Here is a 23,590-nt window from a genome sequence, read left to right on the forward strand (position 1 = left end):
GGATGCGGCGTACTCCGGCCCGGGCCGCCGCGGCGGCCACGGCCGGGCTGCGGTTCGCCTTCGGCACGCTGTCGGTGCTGCCGGTCCGGGTACGGCGCTGGGACCGGCCGACGGCGGGGCGGGCGATGCTGTGCGCGCCGCTGGTGGGCGCGGTGCTGGGGCTGCTGGCCGGGGTGCTCGGCGGCGGGCTGCGGCAGCTGCACGGCGGCCCGCTGCTGGCCGCGGTGGCCTGCGTCGGAGCGCTCGCCGCGCTGACCCGGGGGCTGCACCTGGACGGGCTCGCGGACGTGGCGGACGGCCTGGGCAGCAACAAGCCGCCGGCCGCCGCGCTGAAGATCATGAAGGCCTCGGACATCGGTCCGTTCGGGGTGCTGGTGCTGCTGCTGGTGCTGCTCACCCAGGTGGCGGCACTCGCCCAGGCTTTCGACAGCGGGCTGCGGCTCGGCTGCCTGGGGGTGCTGCTGGCCACCGTCGGCGGTCGGCTCACCCTGCTCAGGGGCTGCCTGGCGGGCACCCCCTCGGCCCGTCCGGACGGCCTCGGCGCGACCGTGGCCGGCACCGTGAGGCCGTGGCCGGCCCTGGCCGTGGCGCTGGCCTGGCTGGTGCTGCTGGGCGCGGCCGGCTGGGCGGTCGGGGCGCTGCCGGCGGCCGGCACGAGCACGGCCGGGCTGCGGCTCGCCCTGGGCGCCGTACTGGCCCCGCTCTGCGGCCTGGCCTGCGCGGCGCTGCTGCTCTCGCACTGCGTACGGCGTTTCGGCGGCATCACCGGCGATGTGCTGGGTGCGATGGTGGAGACGTCCACCACCGCCGCACTGGTGGTCTGGACCCTCTTCGCCGCCGCCTGAACGGGTATCCACAAGCTGCCACCACAAGCCGGGGTGACTAACCGCGCCCAGAGGGGCGCGGGACTCCGGCATGCGGACTACGATGCTCAACGGGCCTTTGTGCTTACCGTTCCCCCCGCATCTTTTCGCCTTTCCCGGCACCCGGCCGGGGACCGCATACAGAACAGGACGCATTACGTGACATCAGTGTCTCTGAGCACCTCCGCGGCCAACGCGCTGCGCGCGGACGCCGTCGTCGTGGCCGTGGCCAAGGGCCCCAAGGGCCTCGTGCTGGCCCCGGGCGCCGAGACCGTCGACGAGGCGTTCGACGGCAAGCTGGCCGACGTTCTCAGCACCCTGGGCGCCACCGGCGCCGAGGGCGAGGCCGTCAAGCTGCCCGCTCCGGCGGGCGTCAAGGCCGCGCTGGTCCTGGCCGTCGGCCTGGGCGAAGCGGCCGAGGACGGCAGCTACCCGGTCGAGGCCCTGCGCCGCGCGGCCGGCACCGCCGCCCGTACCCTCCAGGGCTCGAAGAAGGCCGCGTTCGCGCTGCCCTCCGCCGACGCCGCCTCGGTCGAGGCCGTCACCCTGGGAGCGCTCCTCGGCGCCTACACCTTCACCGCCTTCCGCGGCGACGCCGCCAAGGCCGCCGCCAAGGCCCCCCTCGCCGAGATCGCCCTGGTCGGCGGCAAGCGCGGGGACAAGGCAGCCAAGGCCGCCGCCGAGCGCGCGACCGTCCTCGCCGAGGAGATGAACCGCACCCGCGACCTCATCAACACCCCGCCGAACGACCTCTTCCCCAAGTCCTTCGCCGAGCTGGTCACCGCGGCCGGCAAGGAGCACGGGCTCAAGGTCGAGGTGCTGGACGAGAAGGCGCTGGCCAAGGGCGGCTTCGGCGGCATCCTCGGGGTCGGCGTCGGCTCCGGCCGCCCGCCGCGGCTGGTCCGGGTCGGCTACACCCACCCCAAGGCCACCCAGACCCTCGCCTTCGTCGGCAAGGGCATCACCTACGACTCGGGCGGCATCTCGCTGAAGCCGGCCGGCCACAACGAGACCATGAAGTGCGACATGTCCGGCGCCGCCGCCGTGTTCGCCTCCGTGGTCGCCGCCTCGCGGCTCGGCCTGCAGGTCAACGTCACCGGCTGGCTGGCGCTGGCCGAGAACATGCCCTCGGGCACGGCCACCCGCCCCGGCGACGTGCTGAAGATGTACGGCGGCAAGACCGTCGAGGTCCTCAACACCGACGCCGAGGGCCGGCTGGTGCTGGCCGACGCGATCGTCCGGGCCGGCGAGGAGAACCCGGACGCGATCGTCGACGTGGCGACCCTGACCGGCGCGATGATGGTGGCCCTGGGCAGCCGGATCTTCGGCATCATGGCCAACCAGGACGCCTTCCGCGACACCGTGCACGCCGCGGCGACGGCCGGCGGCGAGCCGTCCTGGCCGATGCCGCTGCCCGCCGAGATGCTGAAGAGCCTGGACTCGCCGACCGCCGACCTCGCCAACATCGGCGACCGGATGGGCGGCGGTCTGACCGCCGGACTCTTCCTGCAGGAGTTCGTCACCGAGGGCACCGCCTGGGCCCACCTGGACATCGCGGGCCCGGCCTTCAACGAGGGCGCGGCCTTCGGCTACACCCCCAAGGGCGGCACCGGCACCGCCGTCCGCACCCTGGTGCGGCTGGCCGAGCAGGCCGCCGCGGGCGCGCTGTAGCGTTCCCGCCGGACCGTGCGAGCCATGGCGCCGGGGCGCCCCTCTTCCGCCGTGGAGAGGGACGCCCCGGCGTTCGCCATGAGCGCAACCGGACCTGTATTCGAGTCGCCAAGGGATCACTGGGCGGCACCGGCACGTCCAGAGAGCGGCCCCGGACATCAAGCACGCCGAACAAGTGCGAGGATGTATCTCCGGCATGACTGGTTCTCCCCACAAGGGAGAACCGCTCCCCGGCCGGGGACCGACCGGGACGATCCGCACCCTTTTGCATGGAGGACGTGACGTGGCGAACGACGCCAGCACCGTTTTCGACGTAGTCATTCTCGGAGGCGGAAGCGGCGGATACGCCGCAGCGCTGCGGGCGGCCCAGTTGGGCCTGCAGGTCGCGCTCATCGAGAAGGGCAAGCTCGGCGGCACCTGCCTCCACAACGGCTGCATCCCCACCAAGGCGCTGCTGCACGCCGCCGAGGTGGCCGACCAGACCCGTGAGAGCGCCGGCTTCGGCGTGAAGGCCACCTTCGAGGGCATCGACATCAGCGGTGTCCACGCGTACAAGGACGGCGTGGTCAGCGGCCTGTACAAGGGCCTGCAGGGCCTGGTCGCCAGCCGCAAGATCACCTACGTGTCCGGCGAGGGCCGCCTCTCCTCCCCGACCACCGTGGACGTGAACGGCGAGCGCTACACCGGCCGCCACATCGTCCTGGCCACCGGCTCCGTGCCGAAGTCCCTGCCGGGCCTGGCCATCGACGGCAAGCGGGTCATCTCCTCTGACCACACGCGCTCACCCTCGACCGGGTGCCGAACTCGGTGATCGTGCTCGGCGGCGGCGTCATCGGCGTCGAGTTCGCGTCGGTCTGGAAGTCCTTCGGGGCCGAGGTCACCATCATCGAGGCGTTGCCGCACCTGGCCCCGCTGGAGGACGAGAGCTCCTCCAAGCTGCTGGAGCGGGCCTTCCGCAAGCGCGGCATCAAGTTCGAGCTGGGCGCCCGCTTCTCCGGCGTCGAGTACACCGAGACCGGCGTCCGCGCCTCGCTGGAGAACGGCAAGCAGATCGAGGCCGAGCTGATGCTCGTCGCCGTCGGCCGCGGCCCGGTCTCGTCCGGCCTGGGCTACGAGGAGGCCGGGTCACCGTCGACCGCGGCTACGTCATCGTCGACGAGTACATGCAGACCAATGTCCCCACCATCTCCGCCGTCGGCGACCTGGTGCCGACGCTGCAGCTGGCCCACGTCGGCTTCGCCGAGGGCATCCTGGTCGCCGAGCGGCTGGCCGGCCTGAAGGTCGTCCCGATCGACTACGACGGCGTCCCCCGGGTCACCTACAGCAGCCCCGAGGTCGCCTCCGTCGGCATCACCGAGGCGAAGGCCAAGGAGCTGTACGGCGCGGACAAGGTCGTCACCGCCAAGTTCAACCTGGCCGGCAACGGCAAGAGCAAGATCCTGAAGACGGCCGGTGAGATCAAGCTGGTCCAGGTCAAGGACGGCGCCGTGGTCGGCGTGCACATGGTCGGCGACCGCATGGGCGAGCAGGTCGGCGAAGCACAGCTGATCTACAACTGGGAGGCGCTGCCCTCCGAGGTCGCCCAGCTGATCCACGCGCACCCGACCCAGTCCGAGGCGCTCGGCGAGGCCCACCTGGCGCTGGCCGGGAAGCCGCTGCACAATCACGACTGACCTCCCCCGGTACGCCGCCATCCATCCGCACGCATCAAAGTAGGAGTACCTGAACTCATGGCAGTCTCAGTAACACTGCCCGCTCTCGGCGAGAGCGTGACCGAGGGCACCGTCACCCGCTGGCTCAAGGCCGAGGGAGATCGCGTCGAGGCCGACGAGCCGCTGCTCGAGGTCTCCACCGACAAGGTCGACACCGAGATCCCGGCCCCCGTGTCCGGCATCCTGGCCTCGATCAAGGTCGGCGAGGACGAGACCGTGGAGGTCGGCGCCGAGCTGGCCATCATCGACGACGGCTCCGGCGCTCCGGCCCCGGCTGCTGCTCCGGCTGCTGCTCCCGCGCCGGCTGAGGCGCCTGCCGCTCCGGCCGCCGCCCCCGTCGCTCCCGTCGCTGAGGCGCCCGCTGCTCCGGCCGCTCCCGCCGCCCCTACGGCTCCGGCCGGCGGCGCGGTGTCCGGCACCCCGGTGCTGCTCCCCGCCCTGGGCGAGAGCGTGACCGAGGGCACCGTCACCCGCTGGCTCAAGGCCGAGGGCGACACCGTCGAGGCCGACGAGCCGCTGCTCGAGGTCTCCACCGACAAGGTCGACACCGAGATCCCGGCCCCCGTGTCCGGCGTCCTGCTGAAGATCTCGGTCGCCGAGGACGAGACGGTGGAGGTCGGCGCGGAGCTGGCGATCATCGGCGCGCCTGGTGCGGCTGCGCCGGCTCCGGCCGCGCCTGCTGCTCCGGCGCCTGCTGCTGCTCCGGCTCCGGCCGCTGCTCCGGCCCCGGCTCCGGTTGCTGAGGCGCCTGCTGCTCCGGCTCCCGCTGCCGCGCCGGCTCCGGTTGCCGCTGCTCCGGTGGCCCCGGCCGCGCCCGCTGCCCCGGCTGCCGCGCCGTCCGCTCCGCTGGTCGCTCCGGCGCCCGCCGCCGAGAGCGGTGACGCCTACGTCACCCCGCTGGTCCGCAAGCTCGCGGCCGAGCACGGCGTCAGCCTGAACTCGGTGCAGGGCACCGGCGTCGGCGGCCGGATCCGCAAGCAGGACGTCATCAGCGCCGCCGAGGCCGCAGCCGAGGCCGCCCGCGCGGCTGCCGCGCCGGCCCCGGCCGCCGCGTCGTCCGCCAAGGCGCCGACGACCATCGCCGAGGCGTCCCCGCTGCGCGGGCAGACCGTCAAGATGAGCCGGATGCGCAAGGTCATCGCCGACAACATGCTCAAGGCGATCCAGACCACCGCCCAGCTGACCACGGTCGTCGAGGTCGACGTCACAAAGGTGATGCGCCTCCGCAACCAGGCCAAGGCCGGTTTCGCGAGCCGCGAGGGCGTCAAGCTGTCGCCGATGCCGTTCTTCGTCAAGGCCGCGGCCGAGGCGCTGAAGGCCCACCCGATCGTGAACTCGACCATCAACGATGCCGAGGGCACGATCACCTACCACGCCGCCGAGCACATCGGCATCGCGGTGGACACCGAGAAGGGCCTGATGGTCCCGGTCATCCACGACGCGGGCGACCTCAACATCGCCGGCATCGCCAAGAAGACCGCCGACCTGGCCGCCCGTACCCGGGACAACAAGGTCAAGCCGGACGAGCTGTCCGGTGGCACCTTCACCATCACCAACACCGGGTCGCGCGGCGCACTGTTCGACACCCCGATCTTCACGCCGCCGCAGGTCGCGATCCTCGGCATCGGCGCGACGGTCAAGCGTGCCGTGGTCGTCACCACCCCGGAGCTGGGCGAGACCATCGCCGTCCGCGACATGGTCTTCCTGGCCCTGTCGTACGACCACCGCGTGGTCGACGGCGCCGACGCCGCCCGCTTCCTGGGCAGCGTCAAGGCCCGCCTGGAAGAGGGCGCCTTCGAGGGCGACCTCGGGCTGTAGTAGGCACGAGCTGTAACGCTGCTGCCCCCGGTCCCGCTTCGGCGGAGCCGGGGGCAGCGGCGTTTGACGGCAGTGCCGTTTCCCGAATGTGCTGACCCGTCAGAAAGCCCGCGCGTACGGTGGTTCCCACCAACAACGGGTGCGAACGGGGAGCAATGGGGCGGCAGCCGGTAGCTGACCTTGTGGTTGTCGTCCCAGGGATCCTGGGCAGCAGACTCGCCAAGGACGGGAAAGAGGTCTGGGGCACCTCGGGACCGGCGCTGTGGCGCGGGATCCGGACCTTCGGCGGCTCGGCCCGGCAGCTGCGACTCCCCCAGGACCTCGGGGACGGGCATCCGGGCGACGGCGTGGAGGCGGTCGGACTCGTCCGCGACGTCCACGGCCTGCCCGGCATGGGACCGCTGGTCAACGGCTACAGCGACCTGGTCGACTGGCTGGAACTCAACTTCACGCTGCGGCGGGCGATCCCCGGCGGCGGGTCCGTCCCCAACCTGATCGAGTTCGGCTACGACTGGCGGCTCTCCTGCCGCTACAACGCGGAACGGCTGCGGGAGCGGATCGACCAGGCGCTCGGCGCCTGGCGCGCGGGTGGACCGGCCACCGCGGAGGCCAAGGTCACCTTCATCTGCCACTCGATGGGCGGCCTGGTCACCCGCCACTACGTCGAGCAACTCGGCGGCGCGGAAGTGACCCGCCGGGTCATCACCCTGGGGACGCCGCACCGGGGCTCGCTGGACGCGCTGGAGACCCTCGTCAACGGGATGCCCCTCGGGCTCACCCCGTTCGCGCAGAGCCTGCCCTCGCTGCACCAGTTGGCCCCGGACTACGCCTGCATCGTCGGCGGCAGGGGTCTGCTGCGCGTCGACGAGACGGGTGGACTGCCGGGAGTGGACGCCCACCTCCTGCGGGACGCGGCCTCGTTCCATGCGCGGCTCCGGACCGGCCCTGTCGGCTACCAGCTACTTCCGGTGACCGGCGTGCTGCAACCCACCCTCACCACCGCCACCTACGCGGCCGGGAGGTTGACCGGGCTGGACGCCATCGAGGGCACCGACGAGGGCGGGGACGGCCGGGTGCCCCGACTGTCCTCAGGCCCGCACGGCGTGGACATCGCCTACACCCCGGCCGAACAGCACGGCTCGCTGCAGAACAACGCCGGGGTGCGGGACTTCCTGTGGGGGATCCTCGCCGGAGCCCCGGCCTACCACCGCGGGCCGGGCGACGAGATCCAACTCGGCGTACGGGCGGAGGCGTTCGTCCCGGCCGGGACGCCGTACCGGGTGACGGCCGTGGTGCCGGCCAGCGTCAAGCGGCACGACGAACTGGCGCTGCGGGCCACGCTCAGCCCGGTGGAGGAGGGCGACCGCCTCGTTGTGCGGCAGACCATGGGAAACCGGGGCGGGGGCCACTACACGACCGACTTCGCGCCGCCGACCCCTGGGCTGCTGTACCGGCTGACAGTCCAGCCGGTCTCGGCTGAACAGGCAGGGGTGACCCTGCACATGATGGTGGCCGACGGGGGAATTGACGGTGGATGAGATGGTGGGGAGCCTGCTCGGCGTGGTGACCGAGCACTATCGGCGCTGTGTGCGATTGAGGTCAGGGCGTGTCGGCCTGGCGGGTTGTCTGATGGGTGATCACCTCTCGGCAGCGCGGTCGGAGACCAGGCCGGCTACGGCTGTGTAGGTCTCGTCGAAGTCTTCGCGGCGGCCGAGGAAGCGTTGCAGGGTGCGCCATTGCTTGTGCTCGGCGTTGGCGTGCTCCACGCAGATGCGCTCCGACGACTGCTGGTGGCGTTCCGCGTTCCAGGCCGCGAGTTCCTGGGGTGTCGCGTCCTTCTTCGGTTTGAGCGGCGGAGCCTGGACCTGGTCGGGAAACTCCTTCGCCAGGCCCCGGTATCCGGCGTCGACCTTGGCTTTGACCTGTGGGAACTGCCTGAACAGGTCGGCGATTCCCTCGGTGCGCACCGCCGTCTGGTCGTGCATCCGCCCGGGGCGGAACGCCCCGGCCCACAGAGTCCGGCCCTGGCCGTCGGTGACGACGGTGGCCTTCTTGGTGTTCATCTTCTTTTTGCCCGAGACGAACGCACGTCGGCCGGGCTTGTTGGCGCGCGGGCGGCGGACCTGGACCTCGGTCCCGTCGAATCGCAGCTCGACGCCCTCGGCCGCCGCGTAGGCGAAGACGTCGGCCAGGGTGCGAAGCCGCAGCTCGGGATGGTCCTTGACGGCGAATCCGCGTGCGGCCAGCAGCGGTCTGATCTCACGGATCGCGCGGGTGACCGTGGAGCGGTCCACTCGGTACAGCTCGGCCAGGGCCGCGTGCGGGAGCTGGAAGCGCAGCGCCACCAGGGTCACGATGATCCGGTCCACGAACACCAGATCGTGGTCGGGGCCGGCCCCGGCCGCACGCAACCGCTCGTGGCCTCGGCGTTCACGCAGCCGGGATTCCTCGGCAGCAGTCCAGACGCCGGCGAGTTCGGCGACGAGTTTGCCGAGTCGCCGCGGCTGGAGGCCGGTGAAGATACGCTTGGACAAGGCCGTGCGGCCCGGGTGATGCGTCACAACACCACTCCACCGCACGGCCTGCTTCATGTCCGGGCAATACCACGATCGTTATTCGTACACCGCGCCGTATGCGCACTTCGACCGGCTTGAGGGCGCGGTCGGCCAGGTGGAGCAACTTGCTCAGCAGCTGGGGCCGTTCGGCTACCAGTCCGAGATCGTGAACGACCGGCCGCTTTCCGAGATCAAGGACCGGGTCAAGGCCTGGGCAGAGTGGCACCGCGCGGAACATGGTCATGGCTCCGCGCTGATCATCTGGTCGGGGCACGCAAAGCTCCTGGGCGGCACGCAACTTCGCCTGGCAGCCACGGACACCACCGACATCCGGGACCGCGACGAGACCTACGACTCCGCCGTACTGACCCAGCGCTCCCTGGACAGCGGCGCGGACCAGATCCTCATCCTGATCGACACCTGCGACTCCGGAGCCTTCGCGGAGGAGTCGCTGAAGGAAGTGCTGGGACTGCGGAGGGGCAGTCGCTGGTGGCAGGGCGCGCGACCTGGGTCGGCATCCTCACCAGCTCCCAGGCGAACGAGGACGCGCAGGGGACAGGCCTGCTGCTGGAGACGGCACGTCAGCTGCTCAGCAGTGGACCGAGCGGATCCGCCTACCGGCACGAGTGGAGCGTCCGCAACAAGGGCATCAGCGGGGCAACCCTCGCCCAGGCGATCCTGGCGGAGTGGCCCACCGCGGATCAGCGTCCGGTGCATGTGACCGAAGGGCAGCCCAGGACGATGTTCCACAACCCGAACTGGCTCCCGGAACAGCGCGAGGCGCTGGTGGAACACCTCGTCGTCGCCTCACAGGGACGTGCCCCGACCGAGGAGGGCTGGTTCTTCACCGGCCGGACCAGGGTGCTGCGGCAGATCATCGACTGGCTGGAGGAGGAACAGCCCGGCCTGTTCCTGCTGACCGGCGGCGCGGGCTGCGGCAAGTCAGCCGTGGTCGGACGTATCGCGGCTCTCTCCGACCCAGACCAGCGTGACGCCGCAATCAAACACGGCGCGCTCAGTGCCGACGACCCGGATCCGGGCGAGCGAAGCGTCGACGCCTCCGTGCACCTGCGCGGGATGACCACCCTGCGGCTGTCGGTGGAGCTGGCGCAGCAACTCGGCCTCCCCGAACCGGAGACAGCAGCGGCCCTGCTCAACGCACTCCAGCAGCGCGGAAACGCCGACGACCCTCCGACCGCGATCCTGCTGGACGGCCTGGACGAGGCCGCCCCCAACGAGGCCCACAGCATCGCCGAGGACCTCCTCATTCCGCTGAGCAAGATCGCACGAGTACTCCTGGCGACCAGGGACCGACCCTTCCAGCTGCAACGGCAACCACAGGAGCCCCTGGCCGTAGCGCTGACCAGGACCATCGGGTCCAGGGTCATCCCGGTCGAGCTGGACAAGGAGCCGAACACTCTTGAGGATCTTCAGGATTACCTGACCGCGCGCCTCCGAGCTGTCGAATTGACGGCAGATCAGGTGAGCGAGATCGCGCCCTATCTCGCGCGGCGGGCCATCGACAGCGACGGAGGCTTCCTCTTCGCCCGGATCGTCTCCACCCATCTCGCTAAGGAGCTGCTGGCCAGGCCCGATACTCTCTGGCGCGAGGAGATCCTGGCTCCATCGCAGCAGCCTTCGCAGCCGACCTCGATGGCGGAGCGCGGAGCGCCGCGCCTGGCGCTGCCGGAGGGCAACGGATTCCCGCTCAGTGGGAGGCAATGGCGTCAGCCTTGAGCCCAGACAGACCTCAGCTGCTTGACGCCGCTACGTCGTGGAGGCGGACGGCGAGCAGGGATGTACTACCCGCTACCAGATCGGCAGCGACCTGGCGGTGGGATCGAGCCGCGGGATCGAGCCACGCCGGAGGGAGCAATGCCGGCGAGCCTACACGCGGCGGTGCCTGGCGACCTGCGCTCAGCCCCTGCCGCCTACCTTCGCAACAACGCGCCATGCGGCGTGTGTGGTCCCCGTGGAGTCGGCCGACCTACGTGCCCTGGCGGGCCTACCGCCGCCTACCTCGACCTCGCTCAACAACTCGCCGCCATCCGCTGCGTTGGGCAGCGCGAGTTGCCCTGGCCCCCGCCAGGAAGCCGCCGACACACCCCGTGGCCCAGGCCAACCCCGCCGCCTACCTCCCCGACCTCGCCATGTCCCTCAACAACCTCGCCAACCGCCTGGCCAGCGTTGGGCAGCGCGAGGCCGCCCTGGCCCCCGCCCAGGAAGCCGCCGACACCTACCGTGCCCTGGCCCAGGCCAACCCCGCCGCCTACCTCCCCGACCTCGCCACATCCCTCAACAACCTCGCCAACCACCTGGCCGGCGGGCAGCGCGAGGCCCTGGCCCCGCCTGAAGCCGCCGCCCGAAGCCGTCACCCTGCGCCGCACCATGGCCCAGGCCAACCCCGCCGCCTACCTCCCCGACCTCGCCATGTCCCTCAACAACCTCGCCAACCACCTGGCCGGCGTTGGGCAGCGCGAGGCCGCCCTGGCCCCCGCCCAGGAAGCCGCCGACACCGCAACCTGGCCCAGGCCAACCCCGCCGCCTACCTCCCCGACCTCGCCATGTCCCTCAACAACCTCGCCAACCACCTGGCCGGCGTTGGGCAGCGCGAGGCCGCCCTGGCCCCCGCCCAGGAAGCCGCCGACACCTGCGCCGCACCATGGCCCAGGCCAACCCCGCCGCCTACCTCCCCGACCTCGCCAGCTCCCTCAACAACCTCGCCAACCGCCTGGCCGGCGTTGGGCAGCGCGAGGCCGCCCTGGCCCCCGCCCAGGAAGCCGTCGACACCTGCGCCGCACCATGGCCCAGGCCAACCCCCGCGCCTACCTCCCCGACCTCGCCACATCCTCAAACAACCTTGCCATCCGCTTGGCCGAGGTTGGGCAGCGCGAGGTTGCCCTGGCCCCGCCCAGGAAGCCGCCGACACCTACCGTGCCCTGGCCCAGGCCAACCCCGCCGCCTACCTCCCCGACCTCGCCGCAGCCTCAACAACCTCGCCCTCAGCCTGGCCGGCGTTGGGCAGCGCGAGGCTGCCTGGCCCCCGCCCAGGAAGCCGCCGACACCATACGTGCCCTGGCCCAGGCCAACCCCGCCGCCTACCTCCCCGACCCGCAGCCTCCAACAACCTCGCCCTCAGCCTGGCCGGCGTTGGGCAGCGCGAGGCTGCGCTGGCCCCCGCCAGGAAGCCGCCGACACCTACCGTGCCCTGGCCCAGGCCAACCCCGCCGCCTACCTCCCCGACCTCGCCACATCCCTCAACAACCTCGCCCTCAGCCTGGCCGGCGTTGGGCAGCGCGAGGCCGCCCTGGCCCCCGCCCAGGAAGCCGTCACCTGCGCCGCACCATGGCCCAGGCCAACCCCGCCGCCTACCTCCCCGACCTCGCCACAGTCCCTCAACGACCTCGCCCTCAGCTGGCCGGCGTTGGGCAGCGCGAGGCCGCCCTGGCCCCGCCCAGGAAGCCGCCGACACCTACCGTGCCCTGGCCCAGGCCAACCCCGCCGCCTACCTCCCCGACCTCGCCATGTCCCTCAACAACCTCGCCAACCCACCTGGCCGGCGTTGGGCAGCGCGAGGCCGCCCTGGCCCGCCCGCCAGGAAGCCGTCACCCTGCGCCGCACCATGGCCCAGGCCAACCCCGCCGCCTACCTCCCCCGACCTCGCCAGCTCCCTCAACAACCTCGCCAACCGCCTGGCCGGCGTTGGGCAGCGCGAGGCCGCCCTGGCCCCCGCCCAGGAAGCCGTCACCCTGCGCCGCACCATGGCCCAGGCCAACCCCGCCGCCTACCTCCCCGACCTCGCCACATCCCTCAACAACCTTGCCATCCGCTTGGCCGAGGTTGGGCAGCGCGAGGTTGCCTGGCCCCCGCCCAGGAAGCCGCCGACACCTACCGTGGCCCTGGCCCAGGCCAACCCCGCCGCCTACCTCCCCGACCTCGCCGCAGCCTCCAACAACCTCGCCCTCAGCCTGGCCGGCGTTGGGCAGCGCGAGGCTGCGCTGGCCCCCCGCCCAGGAAGCCGCCGACACCTACCGTGCCCTGGCCCAGGCCAACCCCCGCCGCCTACCTCCCCGACCTCGCCGCAGCCTCCAACAACCTCGCCCTCAGCCTGGCCGGCGTTGGGCAGCGCGAGGCTGCGCTGGCCCCCGCCCAGGAAGCCGCCGACACCTACCGTGCCCTGGCCCAGGCCAACCCCGCCGCCTACCTCCCCGACCTCGCCACATCCCTCAACAACCTCGCCAACCACCTGGCCGGCGTTGGGCAGCGCGAGGCCGCCCTGGCCCCCGCCCAGGAAGCCGTCACCCTGCGCCGCACCATGGCCCAGGCCAACCCCGCCGCCTACCTCCCCGACCTCGCCATGTCCCTCAACGACCTCGCCAACCACCTGGCCGGCGTTGGGCAGCGCGAGGCCGCCCTGGCCCCCGCCCAGGAAGCCGCCGACACCTACCGTGCCCTGGCCCAGGCCAACCCCGCCGCCTACCTCCCCGACCTCGCCACATCCCTCAACAACCTCGCCAACCACCTGGCCGGCGTTGGGCAGCGCGAGGCCGCCCTGGCCCCCGCCCAGGAAGCCGTCACCCTGCGCCGCACCATGGCCCAGGCCAACCCCGCCGCCTACCTCCCCAACCTCGCCAGCTCCCTCAACAACCTCGCCAACCACTTGGCCGACATCGGACAGCGCGACACCGCCCTTGGCGCATTCCGTAGTGCCATTGATGACTTCCAGGAGCTCCCGGATGCCGCAGCACAGTTGAGCTGCGCTCTCGCTGAATTTCTGTTCCAGCACCACGACGCTGAGGCAGGCATCCGCGCACTGATATCGCTGGTCGATAGCGAGAACACCGAGATCTCTGGTGCGACCGTCCTAAGAGCCCGCTATCTCCTGCGCTCCCTACCTGACACAGCACCCACGCTCCGCTCCGTCTGGCTATCCGCCACCGGCCAACCACTCCCTGCATGGGCTGCCATCTCCTCCGAGTCCATCGACCTGGTTTCCCAGTGGCTCAACACTCCTTCCTGGCAAGCCTCCTTCGCCTATTTGGAGGAGCACTCCCCGGAGCTGCTGTCCCCCGAATCTTCAATCGCCCTGGAGGAACTCAACCTTCACTACTCAGGTGCCGACTTCCATCTCCAGCTGATCGAATCCGTGCGTTCGACGGGCGCAACAGCCACCTACCGTCCGCTGCTGCTATCGGAGTTGCTCACCGAATGGATAGAGAAACCAAGTTGGTCTGAGTCACAGGAATTTCTACTCGCCCATCCGGAAATCCTGGACGCCGACAGTGTGACGATCTTGGAGGATCTCTCCGCAAGCGAGAACGCCGACGTGTCAGTCTTTCTTCACGCTGCGCTGCTCGCTCTGGCACTGCGACTCGGCGTCAGCCCCACATACAACTTCCTCACTGACCGTCACTCCTTGCATGACCTCGTCCAGCAAGCGCTTGAGTCAGCCGACCCGGAACTCTTGGCTCGAGCAGCCGAAATCGAGGGCACTGTCTTCGGCGAGGAGTACCCCGCAACCGTTCACTTCCTGATCGCTGCTCTCCTCGCCGACACTCCCACCAACGACCCCGCAGCCGTCCTCGCCGAGGTCACCGCTGCCAGCACAGCTGACGCCCGTGATCGCTGCGCGGCCGAGATCGCCGCGCTCATCGGCCGGAGTCCCGACCACGCCCGCGCGCTCAGCACCCTCCTCCAGGCCGTGCTCGCCACACGGCCCTGACCCGCCCCCGCCGCCCGCCATGACCGCCGCCACCAGGATCCTGATGCTGCAGGCAGGCTCTCCGCGTCAGGACGGCCCGGATACCGGCACCGAGTACCGTGCGATCCGCGAGGCAGTCGCCCCCGCGCCCTACGCCGCCGGCCTGGCGTTCCACTGCGCGCAGGCCGTCCGGGCCGAGGACCTGCTGCCGTTGCTGCTTGAGCACAGCCCCGCCGTCGTCCACTTCTCCGGGCACGGCAGCGCAGAGTACGGTCTCCGCTTCCGTACCGCCGACGGCGGGGACGCGCCAGTCGTCCTCGCCGGCCTGGTGAAGCTGCTGCGGGAGTTCGCTCCGCCGCTGCGGCTGGTCGTGCTCAGTGCCTGCGCGAGCGCGTCCCTCGGGCGCGGGCTCGCCGAAGCTGTCGGGTGCTGTGTGCTCTCGGCCGCCGGGCAGCTTCCCGACGCTCAGGCCGCGCTGTTCGGGGAGGGGTTCTACCGGGCCCTCGGCTACGGCCATTCCGTGGCGAAGGCCTTCACTCTGGCGGCGGCCAACACCGAGTTGTTCGGATATCCGGGAGAACTGCTCCTCCACGACGGGTCCGCGGAGGCCGCCGAGGCGCTCTTCCTCGTCCCGCCGGCCCTGATGGTGCCGCTCCCCCGGGACCCGTCCAAGCCCGACGCCACCGCCTACGCGGCCCGTACCCGTAAGCGCGTCCTCGGCGCGCGGCCGGCGGATCCACGCTGACCAGAGGCCCCGGGCGGTCAAGGCCCGGGAGTGTTCAGCAGGGGCGTGGGCAGTGGCTTGAAATACCTGCGAGGATCAGGGCATGGACGAGACGGACTTCTGGCAGCTGATCGACGACACGCGCGAGGGCGCCCAGGGCGACCCTGTGGAGCACGCGGACCTGCTGGTCGAACGCCTTGGGGAGCGGACACCGGACGAGGTCATCGACTTCGCACGGCTGTTTGAGGCGCGGTTGGCGCGGGCCTGGCGCTGGGATGTGTGGGGCGCGGCCGACCTGCTGCTCGGCGGGGCCAGCGAGGACGGCTTCGAGTACTTCTGCTGCTGGCTGGTCGGCCAGGGCCGCGAGGTCTTCGAGGGCGCGCTCGCCGACCCGGACGAGCTGGCGGAGCTGGTGCCCGACTTCGACGAGGAGGACGACGGCGACGCCGAGGAGCTGGGCGACGCCGCCGCGCAGGCATATGAGCAGCTGACCGCACTGCCGCTGCCGGATCTGGGGATCCGTACCAAGTCGGGCGAACCCTCCGGCGACAGTATCGACTTCGACAACTCACGGATCATGGCGGAACGTTTCCCCCGGCTCTGGGAGCGCTACGGCTCCTGAGCCGCCCGAAGCTCGTCCCGGTCCGGCGGATTGGCCCCGGCCCGGGAGACGGTGATCGCGGCCGCCGCCGCGGCCTGCCGCAGCACGGACGTCAGCGCCGCCGCGTCCAGCGCGGCCAGGGCCGGGCGGGCCGCCGCGCCGAGCAGCCCCAGCCCGGCAAGCGCGTCCAGCGCGGCGGACATGAAGGAATCGCCCGCCCCGACCGTGTCCACGACCGTGGCGGGCCCGGCGGGGACCGTGGCGCGGGCGGTCGTGGTGAAGCCGACCGCGCCCTCGCCGCCCAGCGTCACCAGAACGGCCGCTGGCCCGAGCGCGAGCCAGCGGTCCGCCACGGCCTGGGGCGAGTCGCCCGGGTAGAGCCAGGCCAGATCCTCGTCACTGGCCTTGACCAGGTCGCTGAGCGCGACACAGCGCTCCACCCGGCGGACCACCCCGTCCCGGGCGCCGAGCAGGGCCGCCCGGATGTTGGGGTCGTAGCTGACGGACGCCCGCGGCCGCAGCGCCGCGGCCAGTTCCAGCGTCGCGGCGGCTCCTGGCGCCTGGACGGCGGCGATGGAGCCCAGGTGGACGTGGGTGGGCGCCGACTCAGGCGCTGCCCCAGGCGTTGGGGCGGTGCTGCGCAGCGTCCAGGCGATGTCGAAGGTGTAGGAGGCGTGCCCGTGGCCGTCCAGGGTGACCAGGGCGGTCGGGGTTCGCACGTCCTGCTGGCCGTCCGTGCGGATCCGGACGCCGGCGGAGCGCAGGTGGGCGCCGATCAGGTCGCCCATGGGGTCCGCGCCGAGCTGGGTGAGCAGGGTGGCGCCGCGACCGAGGCGGGCCAGGCCGTAGGCGACGTTGGCGGGGCTGCCGCCGGGGTGCGGGACGTCGGGGCGGCCGGGGGCCCGCACGATGTCGGCCACGCACTCGCCGATCACCAGGAAGTCGGCAGCGGCGTCATCGGCCACGACGTCGTCCGTCACCGCCTCGTCGGTCACAGAGTCAGGCCCATCGCGACATCGTCCACGTACTGGCCGTCGAGGTAGAACTCCTCGGGGGCCACGCCCTCGACGACGAAGCCCAGGGACTCGTAGAGCTTGCGGGCCGGCGTGTTGTGGCCCAGCACCCGGAGGGTGACCCGGCGGGCGCCCGCCCGGCGGGACTCGGCGATGACGGCCTCGATCAGCACCCGGCCCACCCCGTGGCGGCGGGCCGAGGGGTCCACGGCCAGGCCCTGGATCATCCGGACATGGGCGTTGCTCGGCAGCGGAGTCGGCCGGATCAGGCGTATGTAGCCGATGAGTTCGTCGTCCAGCAGGGCGAGCCGGTACTGCTCGGGCTGGTGGCGCTCGTCGAAGAAGACGGTGTCGGGCCCGGGCGGCGCGGAGCGCTCCTGCACGTCGCTGAGCCGGGACCAGCAGCGGTGGTCGAGCGCGGCGAGGGCGGGGCCGTCGGCGAACTCGGCGGGACGGATGACGGGGCCGTCAGGGGGCGTGCGGCCGGCGGCGGTAGTGAGAGCGGACATGGGGGCAAGCCTAAAGCTGACGGACAGGTCGGCCTGAGAGAATGTCGGGCATGCGTATCGCTGTCACTGGATCGACCGGACTCATCGGCTCACAACTCGTCCGCTCGCTGCTCGACGACGGGCACCAGGTGGTCCGTCTGGTGCGGAAGCCACCGGCCGTACAGGCCGACGGCAGCACGGAGGTCCGCTGGAACCCCGGGCTGCGCGAGATCGACCGCAAGGGGCTCGCGGAAGGCGCTGACGGCAGCCCGCTGGACGCCGTGGTGCACCTGGCCGGCGCCGGGGTGGCCGACCGGCGCTGGAGCACCGCGTACAAGCAGCAGATCCACGACAGCCGGGTGCTGGGCACCACCACCCTCGCCGAGGCCCTCGCCGGGCTGGACCAGCCGCCGAAGGTGCTGGTCAGCGGCTCCGCCGTGGGCATCTACGGGCAGACCGACGACGAGGTCGTCGACGAGACCGCGCCGGCCGGCGGCGACTTCCTGGCCCGGGTCTGCGTGGAGTGGGAGGAGTCCACCGCGGCAGCGGCCGAGGCCGGGATCCGGGTGGCCCACGCCCGCACCGGGCTGGTCGTGGCCGGGAACGGCGGGGCCTGGGGGCGGCTGTTCCCGCTGTTCAAGCTGGGTCTCGGCGGGCGGCTCGGCAGCGGGAAGCAGTACTGGAGCTTCATCTCGCTGCGGGACGAGGTGGCCGCCCTGCGCTACCTGGTCGACACCGAGTCGCTGAGCGGCGCCTTCAACCTGACCGCCCCGGAGCCGGCCACCAATGCCGAGGTGACGGCGGCGATGGGACGGGTCCTGGGGCGGCCGACGGTGATGGCGGTGCCCGAGATCGCGCTAAAGGCGGTGCTGGGCGAGATGGCCGTGGAGGTCATCGGCAGCCACCGCGTGGTCCCGGCCCGCCTGCTGGCCGCCGGCTTCCACTTCGCCCACCCGACGGTGGACCAGGCCATCGAGGCCGCCCGCTGAGCCCTGGTCGGGCGGCCGAGATGCAGACGGGCCCGGGGCGTGCCGGGCAGCGGGGCGCGGCGTACGGGGGCACGGAGGGGGCGCATGCGGGAGCACCGATCACCCTCCGCGCTCATCGGCGTCCCGCCATCGCGCGATGGTGACCCACCGTGCCCATGCTGTCGCTTTCCGTCAAAACAGGACGCGGATCGCTGTCTGGCGTCGAGATTGACGGGGCATCACCTGGGCACCGGTCGGGTCCGCCCATAGGGAGGGGGCCCTGGCCACGGAGGGAGCCGTCAACGTGCCCGCAACGCCACTTCCCAGGTACCGCACCCACCCCGCCCCAGCCGCCCGGCGAGCGGTCGACGTCGTCGTGGTGGGGGCCGGCCTGGCCGGACTCTCGGCCGCGCGCCGGGTCGCCGACGCCGGGCTCTCCGTCACCGTACTGGAAGCCGCCGACCGGATCGGCGGACGGATGGCCACGCACCAGCGGGACGGATTCCGGCTCGACCACGGCGCCCACCTTCTCAACACCGCCTTCGGCGAGCTGGCCGACGTGCTCGACCTGCCCCGGCTCGACCTGCGCCCTTTGCTGCCGGACCTGCTGGTGCACCGTCAGGGGCTGCGCTCCCGGATCGGCGGGGCGGAGGCGGAGGCGGACGGAATCCGTGCCGAAGAGGCGCGGGACGGGCTCCAACTGGCCGCGACGCTGTCCAGGCTCGCCGCGACGTCCACCGAACGGCTGATGCGGCATCCGGAACGGACCACCGCCGAGGCCCTGGCCGATCCCGGACCGTCCGGGCTCACCCCGGCGGGCCTGCTGCGGCCGCTGCTGGTCGCCCTGCTCGGCGACCCCGGCCTCGGCACCAGCAGCCGGGTGGCCGAGCTGGCCCTGCGCGGCTACGCCCGGGGGCGGCTCAGCCTGCCCGCGGCCGGCATCGGGGCGCTGCCCCAGCAACTCGCCGAAGCGCTGCCCGCGGGCACCGTCCGGCTGGGCATCCGGGTCACCGCCGTGGCCGCGGACGGGGTGGAGACCCAGCGGCACGGGCGCTTCGGCTGCCGGGCGGTGGTGATCGCCACCGACGCCCGTGCGGCCGGGGACCTGCTGCCGGGGCTGCACCAGCCCGCCTACCACCCGGTCACCACCTACTACCACGCCGCCGCCGAGTCGCCCTGCCCGACGCCGCACCTGCTGCTGGACGCGGAGCCGGGTGCGCCCGGCAGTCCCCGCCTGGACGGTGGAGGCGCGGGCCTGGTCTCGCACGCCCTGGTGCTCAGCGAGGTCGACCGCTCCTACGCCCCGGCCGGGGCGTCGCTGATCGCCGGCACGGTCCTCGGCCGGCGCTCCTTCGACGCGGACGGCCCTGCCGCCCTGGAACCGGCGGTCCGCCGTCGGCTTGGCGCGCTCTACGGGGTGGACAGCGGCGGCTGGGAGTTCGTGGCGGTGCGTCATCTGCCGGACGCCCTTCCGGCGATGCCACCGCCGCACCACTTCCGCCGCCCGGTCCGGGTGCTGCACGGGCTGTACGTCTGCGGCGACCACCGGGACACCAGCAGCGCCCAGGGCGCCCTGTCCTCGGGCCGCAGGGCCGCCGCGGCGGTCCTGCGCGACCTGGGGCTGCCGGTGGCCCCGGGCGCCGACCTGGCGGCCTAGGACCGGGGCCCGGAACTGGGGCCGGCCGGGGGCCGACCCAGGGCCGGCCCCCGGTCAGATGATGCCCGCCCCGTGGGCCGCCTCCTCGAAGGCCCGTACCGCCGCGGTGCCGCGGTACGGGCCGAGCCGACGGCTGAACTCGCGGAGGTACTCCACCGCGCGCAGCGACCGCATCTCCGTGGCGCCGCGCAGGGCCTCGGTCGCGGCGGCGCAGGCCTCGTCCACCTCGCCCAGGCCCAGCCTCGCGGTGGCCAGCACCGTACGGCAGAACACCCGGCTCCTGGCGTACCCGGCGGCCCGCAGCCGGAGCGAGCGTTCCGCGTGCTGCGCGCAGGGCCGCCACTGCTGGAGGTCGCGGTAGCAGTGGCCGAACTCGTCGGCTAGTTGCGCCTCGTCGAAGAACCGGGCCCAGCCCGGCATCTCGTCGCTGGGACGGGCGGCCTGCAGCGCGCGCTCGGCCCGGACCAGCGAGGTGGTGCAGGAGCGGGCGTCCCCGATCAGGCCGTGGCCGCGGGCCTCGGCGGCGAGCATCAGCGCCTGGACGGCCGCGGGGGCCGCGGTGCCGATGCCCTGCTGGGCGACCCTGGCCAGCTGCACCGCCTCCCGGCCGTGGCCGAGGTAGACCGCCTGACGGCTCATGGTGACCAGGACGTACGCCCCGTAGAGCCGGTCGTTGGCGGCCTGGGCCAGGCGCAGCGACTGGACGAAGTAGCGCTGGGCCAGCCCGTGCGCGCCGATGTCGTAGGAGGTCCAGCCGGCCAGCCGGGTGAGGTCGGCGACCGCGCCGAACAGCGAGCGGCCGATCGGCTCGCTGTAGCGACCGCGGAGCATCGGCTCGGCCTCGCTCTCCAGGTAGCGGATCAGCGCCTGCCTGGCGTGGCCGCCGCCGTAGGCGTTGTCGAGCGAGCGGAACAGGTCGCCGACGGCGTGGACCGCGGCGACGTCACCGCGGCCGACCCGCTGCAGGCCGCGCGGGGAGGGCGGCGGTGGCGGGGCGAGCTCGCCGTGCGCGCCGAGGATCCCGGCGCCGACCGCTCCGGCGGTGCCCGGCAGCGCCGGTCGGCGGGTCTGCGCCGGGATGCCGGTGGCGAGACCGTGGGTCACGCCGTGGGCCAGGCCCTGGGGCACCGCTCCTGGTCGCCCGACGGGGCGGGCCGGGCCGGGGCCGATGCCGAGGTCCTGGGCGGTCTCGCGGGCGACCCGGTCGTCGCTGCGGCCGATCAGCCAGTCCCGGCTGGGCACCACCAGGCCGGCCGGGGTGAAGGCGATCCGGCGCAGCTCGGAGTGCACGCCGGTGTCCTTGCGCCACATGCTGCTGACGATGTCGACCGCCTCGGCCGGGGTCTCCGCGAACTCGAGCCCGGCGTAGACCGGCGCGCAGGCGTCCAGGCCGAGGTCCTGGGCGGAGAGCCGGCGGCCGAGCCGCCGGGTGAAGACCTCGGCGATCAGCGCCGGGGTGGCGCCCCTGGGCTGCTGGCCGCGCAGCCAGCGGGTGACCGAGGTCTTGTCGTAGCGCAGGTCGAGGCCGTGCTCCAGGCCGAGCTGGTCCACCCGGCGGGCGAGTCCGGCGTGGGAGAAGCCTGCTTCCTCGATCAGCCCGGCGAGGCGCTGGTTGTGCGAGCGCGCGACCTGGGCGCGTTCCACCTGGGCGCGCTCCACCTGCGGGCGCTCGACACCGGCCCGGGGCGACCGGGGGGCCTCGTGGGCCGCTGAGTCCACTGCGGGCCGGGCCTGGCCGAGTCGCGGGTCGACCGACCGGGAGCGCTCGGCGAGAGTCGGCCGCTCGGCGGTGCCTGAGCGGTCGGGTCGGGTCTCTGACGACGGTCGGTCGGTTACTGGCCGCTGGGACATGTGCCACACACCTTCCGGGTGCGCGCGCCGCCCCGGAGGATGCGCCCCTCGGAGTACGTCGCGAGCTCCCTACGGGAACGGCGTGAATGTAGCGAGCATTTGACCCGTAATGGCCGATTCTGTCAATACAATCGTCCGATCGAGTGACAACAGCCCCTCGTTGTGGTGATGGCCCGTCAGGATGGTGCAGTGCGCCGGACCGACCCGCCGAGTGCCCCGGCGGCGGCGCGGTGACGGCCCCGTCGCCGGGTCGGGTGACGGGTGGTCAGCGGCTCGGTGACGACGCAGGCAGTGGCTCGGGTGACGGCCTGTCAGCGGGCGGCGAGGCCCCGGAGCAGCAGGCCGACCAGTGCGGCGAACTCCTGGTCGGCGGCGGGGGTCGCCCAGGTGGCGGCGTAGGCCGGGTCGTGGAACCGGGCGGTGGCCTGGAAGACGGTGTGGGCGAGCGTCAGCGGGTCGCCGACCTCGGCGAAGATGCCCTCGTCCTGGCCCTCCGCGATGATCACCGCCAGCTGGGCCTCCAGGGCGGCCAGGTGCTCATCGATGAGAGCACTGCTCTCGTCGACGAGCACCGAGTACGTCGCGAACAGTTCCGGGTCGTCCAGGGCCTTGTGCTTCTTGGCCTGGTAGAGCGTCTCCAGCCAGAGCCGCAGCCGGACGTCCGGCGGCTGCGAGCCGGTGGCCACGGCCGGGAGCGCGGCGTGGGCGCGGTTCAGCCAGCGCTCGGTCACCGCGCCCCGCAGCGCGGCCTTGCTGGGGAAGTGCCGGTAGACCGTGCCGTGGCTGACCCCGAGCGCCCGGGCCACGTCCAGCACGGTGGCCTTGGCCGGCCCGAAGCGGCGCAGCGCGTCCTCCGCCGCCACCAGGATCTGCTCGGTGCTCAGGACTGATTCCGCCATGGCTGGTCTTCTCCGGTCCTACGTCTCACTTCGTCACGTCTCACTGAGTCACGTCTCACCGAGTCACTTCTCGCTGTCCAGATGTGCCATCTGGGCAGCAATGTACCGGTCTCCGGCGGCGGCCCCGGCCGGCACCGCGGCCTCGATGGCCTGCAGGTCGGCGGCGTCGAGCTTGAGGTCGAGCGCGCCGAGGGCCTCGCTCAGCCGGTCCCGGCGGCGGGCGCCGACCAGCGGGACGATGTCCTCGCCCTGGGCCAGCACCCAGGCGATGGCGGTCTGCGCGACGCTGGCGCCCTTGGCCTCGGCGACCACCCGCAGCGCCTCCACCAGGGCCAGGTTGGTGTCGATGTTGCCGGCGCTGAAGCGGGGGGAGATGCCGCGGAAGTCGCCGGGGACGGCCGGCCGGTCCGCCGACCAGTGGCCGCTGATCAGGCCGCGGGAGAGCACGCCGTAGGCGGTGACGCCGATGCCCAGCTCACGGACGGTGGGCAGGATCTCGGCCTCGATGCCGCGGGAGATCAGCGAGTACTCGATCTGCAGGTCGGCGATCGGGTGCACGGCGTGGGCCCGGCGGATGGTGTCCGCGCCGACCTCGGAGAGGCCGATGTGGCGGACGTGGCCGGCCTGCACCATCTCGGCGATCGCGCCGACGGTCTCCTCGATCGGGACGGCGGAGTCGAGCCGGGCCGGGCGGTAGACGTCGACGTAGTCGGTGCCCAGCCGGCGCAGCGAGTAGGCCAGGAAGTTCTTGACCGCCGCGGGCCGGGCGTCATAGCCGGACCAGCCGCCGTCGGCGTCGCGCAGGGCGCCGAACTTGACGCTGATCCCGACCTCGCCGCGATCCCGGCCGCTGCTCCGCAGGGCGTCCCTGATCAGCAGTTCGTTGTGGCCCATGCCGTAGAAGTCGCCGGTGTCGATCAGGGTCACCCCGGCGTCCAGGGCGGCGTGGACGGTGGCGATGGACTCGGCCTCGTCGGCCGGGCCGTACATGCCGGACATGCCCATGGCGCCCAGGCCGAGGGCGGAGACGCGGGGGCCGGTGCTGCCGAGTCGGCGGAGGTTCATGGGG

General features: G+C 72.6%; 16 protein-coding genes and 4 pseudogenes. 14 read left to right on the forward strand and 6 right to left on the reverse strand.

Annotated elements, in window-relative coordinates:
- Nucleotides 1–2: 2 nt before the first annotated feature.
- The 5 genes and pseudogenes from ACXKR8_RS13420 to ACXKR8_RS13440 all read left to right on the forward strand — a co-directional run bounded on the left by ACXKR8_RS13420 (nt 3) and on the right by ACXKR8_RS13440 (nt 7,602).
- Entirely contained in the window at nt 3–845 is an 843-nt protein-coding gene (locus ACXKR8_RS13420) for an adenosylcobinamide-GDP ribazoletransferase (protein ID WP_458273137.1), read from the forward strand.
- 177 nt (nt 846–1,022) lie between these two features.
- Nucleotides 1,023–2,534, forward strand: a complete 1,512-nt coding sequence (locus ACXKR8_RS13425; RefSeq protein ID WP_458273138.1) for a leucyl aminopeptidase — start codon at nt 1,023–1,025, stop codon at nt 2,532–2,534.
- A 283-nt stretch (nt 2,535–2,817) separates the two neighbouring features.
- Nucleotides 2,818–4,207: pseudogene (lpdA, locus tag ACXKR8_RS13430) on the forward strand (dihydrolipoyl dehydrogenase).
- 57 nt (nt 4,208–4,264) lie between these two features.
- Nucleotides 4,265–6,064, forward strand: a complete 1,800-nt coding sequence (sucB, locus tag ACXKR8_RS13435; RefSeq protein ID WP_458273140.1) for a 2-oxoglutarate dehydrogenase, E2 component, dihydrolipoamide succinyltransferase — start codon at nt 4,265–4,267, stop codon at nt 6,062–6,064.
- Nucleotides 6,065–6,246: 182 nt separating this feature from the next.
- A complete protein-coding gene (locus ACXKR8_RS13440) occupies nt 6,247–7,602 on the forward strand; it encodes an esterase/lipase family protein (RefSeq protein ID WP_458273141.1) in 1,356 nt (451 codons plus the stop codon).
- 99 nt (nt 7,603–7,701) lie between these two features.
- On the opposite strand, the gene ACXKR8_RS13445 is transcribed toward ACXKR8_RS13440, so the two are convergent.
- Complete coding sequence (locus ACXKR8_RS13445; protein WP_458266773.1) at nt 7,702–8,655, reverse strand: transposase family protein; 954 nt, start codon at nt 8,653–8,655, stop codon at nt 7,702–7,704.
- 453 nt (nt 8,656–9,108) lie between these two features.
- On the opposite strand from ACXKR8_RS13445, the gene ACXKR8_RS13450 reads away from it, so the two are divergent.
- From ACXKR8_RS13450 to ACXKR8_RS13480, 7 genes and pseudogenes are all read left to right on the forward strand, one after another.
- Nucleotides 9,109–10,356, forward strand: coding sequence for a hypothetical protein (locus tag ACXKR8_RS13450; RefSeq protein ID WP_462100490.1), 1,248 nt, complete (start codon nt 9,109–9,111; stop codon nt 10,354–10,356).
- A 413-nt stretch (nt 10,357–10,769) separates the two neighbouring features.
- Nucleotides 10,770–10,856 (forward strand): annotated as a pseudogene (locus ACXKR8_RS13455) (hypothetical protein); the annotation flags it as partial.
- Nucleotides 10,857–11,281: 425 nt separating this feature from the next.
- A pseudogene (locus tag ACXKR8_RS13460) lies at nt 11,282–11,944 on the forward strand (tetratricopeptide repeat protein); the annotation flags it as partial.
- 199 nt (nt 11,945–12,143) lie between these two features.
- A pseudogene (locus ACXKR8_RS13465) lies at nt 12,144–12,368 on the forward strand (tetratricopeptide repeat protein); the annotation flags it as partial.
- A 284-nt stretch (nt 12,369–12,652) separates the two neighbouring features.
- Nucleotides 12,653–14,341, forward strand: a complete 1,689-nt coding sequence (locus ACXKR8_RS13470; protein ID WP_462100678.1) for a tetratricopeptide repeat protein — start codon at nt 12,653–12,655, stop codon at nt 14,339–14,341.
- Between the two features lie 19 nt (nt 14,342–14,360).
- Entirely contained in the window at nt 14,361–15,065 is a 705-nt protein-coding gene (locus ACXKR8_RS13475) for a CHAT domain-containing protein (protein ID WP_458273143.1), read from the forward strand.
- 82 nt (nt 15,066–15,147) lie between these two features.
- Complete coding sequence (locus tag ACXKR8_RS13480) at nt 15,148–15,666, forward strand: DUF4240 domain-containing protein (protein ID WP_458273144.1); 519 nt, start codon at nt 15,148–15,150, stop codon at nt 15,664–15,666.
- On the opposite strand, the gene ACXKR8_RS13485 is transcribed toward ACXKR8_RS13480, so the two are convergent.
- On the reverse strand, nt 15,654–16,640 hold the full coding sequence (locus ACXKR8_RS13485; RefSeq protein WP_458273145.1) for a PfkB family carbohydrate kinase: 987 nt from the start codon (nt 16,638–16,640) through the stop codon (nt 15,654–15,656). The genes ACXKR8_RS13480 and ACXKR8_RS13485 overlap by 13 nt on opposite strands.
- Nucleotides 16,637–17,167, reverse strand: a complete 531-nt coding sequence (locus ACXKR8_RS13490; protein WP_458273146.1) for a GNAT family N-acetyltransferase — start codon at nt 17,165–17,167, stop codon at nt 16,637–16,639. Before ACXKR8_RS13490 ends, ACXKR8_RS13485 begins: the two co-directional genes overlap by 4 nt.
- A gap of 41 nt (nt 17,168–17,208) precedes the next feature.
- On the opposite strand from ACXKR8_RS13490, the gene ACXKR8_RS13495 reads away from it, so the two are divergent.
- Nucleotides 17,209–18,135, forward strand: a complete 927-nt coding sequence (locus tag ACXKR8_RS13495) for a TIGR01777 family oxidoreductase (RefSeq protein WP_458273147.1) — start codon at nt 17,209–17,211, stop codon at nt 18,133–18,135.
- A gap of 355 nt (nt 18,136–18,490) precedes the next feature.
- A complete protein-coding gene (locus ACXKR8_RS13500) occupies nt 18,491–19,771 on the forward strand; it encodes an NAD(P)/FAD-dependent oxidoreductase (protein ID WP_458274975.1) in 1,281 nt (426 codons plus the stop codon).
- Nucleotides 19,772–19,825: 54 nt separating this feature from the next.
- On the opposite strand, the gene ACXKR8_RS13505 is transcribed toward ACXKR8_RS13500, so the two are convergent.
- From ACXKR8_RS13505 to ACXKR8_RS13515, 3 genes are all read right to left on the reverse strand, one after another.
- Nucleotides 19,826–21,622: a regulator gene (locus tag ACXKR8_RS13505; RefSeq protein WP_458273148.1), complete on the reverse strand. Its 1,797-nt coding sequence runs from the start codon at nt 21,620–21,622 to the stop codon at nt 19,826–19,828.
- Between the two features lie 311 nt (nt 21,623–21,933).
- Nucleotides 21,934–22,521 (reverse strand): TetR family transcriptional regulator, encoded by a 588-nt coding sequence (locus ACXKR8_RS13510; RefSeq protein WP_458273149.1) that lies wholly within the window; start codon nt 22,519–22,521, stop codon nt 21,934–21,936.
- Nucleotides 22,522–22,584: 63 nt separating this feature from the next.
- A complete protein-coding gene (locus ACXKR8_RS13515) occupies nt 22,585–23,586 on the reverse strand; it encodes an aldo/keto reductase (protein ID WP_458273150.1) in 1,002 nt (333 codons plus the stop codon).
- Nucleotides 23,587–23,590: the final 4 nt, after the last annotated feature.

This window comes from Streptacidiphilus sp. PAMC 29251 (genome assembly GCF_054208735.2).